The organism is bacterium (assembly GCA_018812485.1).
Taxonomy (GTDB): domain Bacteria; phylum JAHJDO01; class JAHJDO01; order JAHJDO01; family JAHJDO01; genus JAHJDO01.
Map to the genome: position 1 here is coordinate 1 of JAHJDO010000165.1, position 4,471 is coordinate 4,471.

Consider the following 4,471-nt stretch of genomic DNA (forward strand, 5'->3'; position numbering starts at 1 on the left):
CCTGACCTATAATGCGCTGCTCTGTAAAGTTTTTGTTCCCGACGGTTACCTCCTTAGTCGCTTCCGGTGGTGACTTACACCCGGTTCCCGGAAGAATCAAGGAAAGCGATAAAACTATCGCAACGATATTAGCAGTTAGTCTACCCATCTTCTTGCCTCACTTTTTTTTAATAGTCCGGCCCAGAATGCGGGCCAGCTTTTGGCGGTTGATTTCGGCCAGGAGCTGTAAAAGCTCCTCTATCTGGAAGGGCTTGTAGATACAGGTGTAGGCGCCTATCTTCAGGGCAGCCTCTATGCTTTGCGTGGTCTCTTCACGGTAGCCTGTCGCCATGATCACCGGCAGGCTGGGACACCGCTCCCTGATCTCCTTAAGGACATCCAGGCCACTGAGGCCGTTGAGCTTCATATCCAGAAGCACCACAAGGGAATCCGGCTGGATTTTATCCACTATGCCGGCAGGTTGGACAATCTCATTAACAACAAAGCCTCTTGCCTGCAAGATGTCACCCAGGGTCTTGCAAAACACGGGGTCATCGTCCACAATAACAATAGACTTCTCCTTTCGCAGTGCAGCAAAAAAGCCGAGCAAGGCATTAATGTCCAACGGCTTGGCCAGGACAGCCAGGATCCCTTCTTCCAGGCCATCCTTGATCAGCTCATCATGAGCGTAGGCGGTCATCAGCACAACCGGCAGGTCAGGGCGGGTTTTCCTGACGGCTCGAAACAGCTCCACCCCGTTTATCCCGGGCATCTTGATGTCGCTGAGGAGGCAGTCAAAGTGAGTCTCTGCCATCTTTTCAAGGGCCTCATGACCAGAGTGGGCAACAACAGCCTCATGGCCCTTGACCGTGAGTATGTCCTTCAGGGTCCTGGCCATCCTTTGATCATCGTCCACGATCAGGATACGCAATTTATCGCTCATGACACCGCCTCCCTGACGGGAAGGGCGACGGTAAATGTGCTGCCCTTGCCTTCTTCGCTTTCCACCTCGATGCTTCCGCCGTTCAGCTCCACCAGGTTCCTGGAGACTGCCAGACCCAGGCCGATGCCCCGGGCCCTGGTGGTGAAGAGCGGTTCAAATATCTTCTCCATATTCTCCTTTGAGATGCCGCAGCCGGTGTCGGTGATCCGAATGCGGATTGCCTGCCCCGTGGAATGCGAAGCATATTCCTCTGGGGTGGATTTTGGATCCCGGATTGCCTCCGTTTCGATCAATTCAGCAGTGATTGTTACCTGACCCCCCTCGGCCATGGCATGGCAGGCGTTTGCAACCAGGTTGTCCAGCACCTGACCTATCTGCCGGGGATCAACAAAAACGGGTGGCAGTTCAGGGGGTATCCCGATGGTTACCTTCACCTGCTCCGGGGGTGGTTGTTTTTCCAGCACCCGGGCAATTAGCTCCGATGCAGTTACTTGCTCCCGCTCCAGAGATCTGGTGCGCGAGAAGTCCAGGAGGTCTGAAACAATGGCCTCTGCATTGCCGATCTCCGAGGAGATCATCTCCAGATACTCCCTGGTGGTTTCGTCGGCATCGGTGTTAATGCTCCTGAGGTAGTAGATTGCATTGTTCATCACGGCAAGGGGGTTGCGCAGTTCATGGGCCATACCGCCTGCCAGTTGACCCAGCACGGCCAGCTTCTCCCGGCGGACCAGTTGATCCCGGGTGTCCCGGAGTTCCGCGGTCCGTTCCTGAACGCGGGTTTCCAGCTCGGCGTGCGCCCGGCGCAGCGCCTCCTCCGCCTGCCTGCGCTCGGTGATGTCCCGCGCTATTGCAGTGGCGATGTGCTTTCCATTAACTTCTCTTGATGAAACAGAGAGTTCAATTGGAATCTCTGTCCCATCTTTCCCTAAGCCCTGAAGTTCCAGGGTCTTTCCTATGACCGTGCCGGCGCCGCTTTTTCGGAATTCAACAAATCCATTTTCCTTTTCCTTCCTGTATTTCTCAGGGACAATCTTCATGATACTTTGCCCCAGCATCTCCTCTGCCGTATACCTGAATATCCTTTCCGCCCCCTTGTTCCATACTCCGACCTTCATCTGCGAATCAACGGATATCACACCATCAACAGAGGTTTCGACAACCTCGCGGTATTTTACCTCGCTCTCCTTCAGGGCGTTGCGTGACTGCTCCAGGTCTTCGCCCCACTGCTGTAGTTCATCCTTTGCTTTCTTCAGTGACATCACCATCTGATTAAAAGAATGGGCAAGCAGCCCAATCTCATTAGAGGATTTGACGTCAACCGATATTGACAGGTCGCCTTGAGCAACTCTTTTTGAAGCGGCGGCTATCTGACCAATAGGCCTCGCAATCTGTCTTGACATCAGCCAGCCCGCCGGCAGAACCAGAAGGACGCAGGCAATCAATATCCATATAATCGCCGTCCTCAGTTGCCCGACCTCAGCGAACAGGCTTGATAGAGGCCTCTGTATTACTACTCCCCACCCCAGTTCGCTGATGGGCATATATGTCCCAACGACCTCACGTCCAAACTCGTCTGTGTAGCCCTTTATTGTCCCCGCTTCACCAGCCAGGACTGCTTTGACAACAGGCAGCCTGCTCAGGTCGACCTCGCGCACTTGCTCCATGTGAGTATGAGCGATCAGCCTGCCATCATCGGCTACCACGATCACATTGGCGTCTTCCCCGACACCAACGCTCATGACCCCACGCATTATCCTCCCGAAGCTGATGTCTGCAGAAAGGACACCGACCACCGTTCCGCTATGTACAATAGGTAAGGTGACGGTCTGCATCGGTTCTAATGTCGCCGGCTTAAGGTAGATATCAGAAAAAAACTTATCTCCTGCCCTGGCCACTTGAAAGCTCCGCATGCCAGACACATTCTCTAGTTGTCCCGCAGCATCAGTCCGGTAAATCTGCCTGCCTTCCATATCAGCTACGTAGACGCGGGTTATCTCTGGGAAGGCCCTTTGGACACGGTCAACCCCGACTGACACCTTTGTCGCCTCCATGCGGCGCAGCTCCGGCGTCTGAGCAAGCAGCGTCAAGGTTGGTTTGAGACTGCCCACATCTGCTTCAATCTCTTGAGCTATGCGACCAGCCAAAGTCCGGTCCGCATCGCAAATCGTCCGGCTGACGATATTTCCGCTGAACAGTATCACAAACCAGCCGGTTAACCCTATGCACACGATCATAACAAGGGCAAAGACTACAAATATCTCGCGAAAAAGGGTGTTCAAGCGCATTGCTGCTATCCTCCTCATTCTTTTACCAAGCCATGTTTAACCAGATACTCATGGGCAACTTGATCCGCCTTTTTCTTTTTGATGTCTACATCAGCGTTAAGCGCCTGCCAGACCTTTTGACCTTCGGCTACTATCTTAAGCGTAGCGGGCTTGCCTCCACCAGGGAAGGTAGCCACCAACTCATTGAGAATAGAGGCGATCTCAGGATACTTATCAAGGACTTCTGCTCTGACATAGGGAGTCAAGTCATACGGTGGGAAGAAGGTCTGGTCATCTAAATACACATGCCAGCCATATTTGGCAATCAGGGAATCGGTACCGAAGACCATTGCCACTTCGCACTGACGGATTTCCAAACCCTTCAGCGAAGCCCCAGGCGCCCCGGTCATACGGAAGGCCTCGTCCACCTTGAAGCCGTATAACTCCTCCAGAGCAGGCAGGCCATCAGAACGTTCGGAGAATTCAAAGGTAACAAAAGTCTTGACCTTTCCTTCATTCTTTCGATAAAGCGCCGCCAAATCGGAGAGGGTTGCTACACCCTGTGCTTCAGCGAATTTAGCCCATGAAGCTAAAGCATAGGTGTTGTTGTTCCAAATTGGATCCAGCCAGATGAAACCTTTGCCCTCTTCCGCTTTCTTTACAAGCTTGTAAAGTTCATTGTTGGCAATTCCCTGCTTATACGTGTGGCCGAGATGCAGCATCCAGGCGGTCCCCGTATAGTCAGCACAAATATCGATGTTGCCGGCTTCCATCCCCTGCCTGAGAGCCATGGTGGAGAGGTCTGATACGAGATTAACCTTGAAGCCGCGGTTTTCCAAAAGCTGCTTCATCACCTGACCTATAATGCGCTGCTCTGTAAAGTTTTTGTTCCCGACGGTTACCTCCTTAGTCGCTTCCGGTGGTGACTTACACCCGGTTCCCGGAAGAATCAAGGAAAGCGATAAAACTATCGCAACGATATCAGCAGTTAGTCTACCCATCTTCTTGCCTCACTTTTTTTTAATAGTCAGGCCCAGAATGAGGGCCAGCTTTTGGCGGTTGATTTCGGCCAGGAGCTGTAAAAGCTCCTCTATCTGGAAGGGCTTGTAGAGACAGGTGTAGGCGCCTATCTTCAGGGCAGCCTCTATGCTTTGCGCCATCTCTTCACGGCAGCCTGTCACCAGGATCACCGGCAGGCTGGGACAACGCTCCCTGATCTCCTTAAGGACATCCAGACCACTGAGGCCGTTGAGCTTCATATCCAGAAGCACCACAAGGGAATCCG

The 4,471-nt window shown here is 53.0% G+C and carries 4 protein-coding genes; all 4 read right to left on the reverse strand.

The window, feature by feature from the left end:
• Positions 1–157: 157 nt before the first annotated feature.
• Positions 158–922, reverse strand: coding sequence for a response regulator (locus tag KKC91_12785; GenBank protein ID MBU0479418.1), 765 nt, complete (start codon positions 920–922; stop codon positions 158–160).
• The gene (locus KKC91_12790; GenBank protein MBU0479419.1) at positions 919–3,225 is read right to left on the reverse strand and encodes a PAS domain S-box protein; all 2,307 of its coding nucleotides are present in this window, start codon (positions 3,223–3,225) and stop codon (positions 919–921) included. The genes KKC91_12785 and KKC91_12790 overlap by 4 nt, the downstream gene beginning before the upstream one ends.
• On the reverse strand, positions 3,222–4,187 hold the full coding sequence (locus tag KKC91_12795) for a glycine/betaine ABC transporter substrate-binding protein (protein MBU0479420.1): 966 nt from the start codon (positions 4,185–4,187) through the stop codon (positions 3,222–3,224). Before KKC91_12795 ends, KKC91_12790 begins: the two co-directional genes overlap by 4 nt.
• A gap of 9 nt (positions 4,188–4,196) precedes the next feature.
• A partial coding sequence (locus tag KKC91_12800) for a response regulator (GenBank protein ID MBU0479421.1) occupies positions 4,197–4,471 on the reverse strand: 275 nt, incomplete at its 5' end.

Excerpts from the sequence above, each read along its gene's own strand:
- KKC91_12790 (MBU0479419.1), bottom strand. The coding sequence starts at position 3,225 with ATGAGGAGGATAGCAGCAATGCGCTTGAACACCCTTTTTCGCGAGATA.
- KKC91_12795 (MBU0479420.1), bottom strand. The coding sequence starts at position 4,187 with ATGGGTAGACTAACTGCTGATATCGTTGCGATAGTTTTATCGCTTTCC.
- KKC91_12785 (MBU0479418.1), bottom strand. The coding sequence starts at position 922 with ATGAGCGATAAATTGCGTATCCTGATCGTGGACGATGATCAAAGGATG.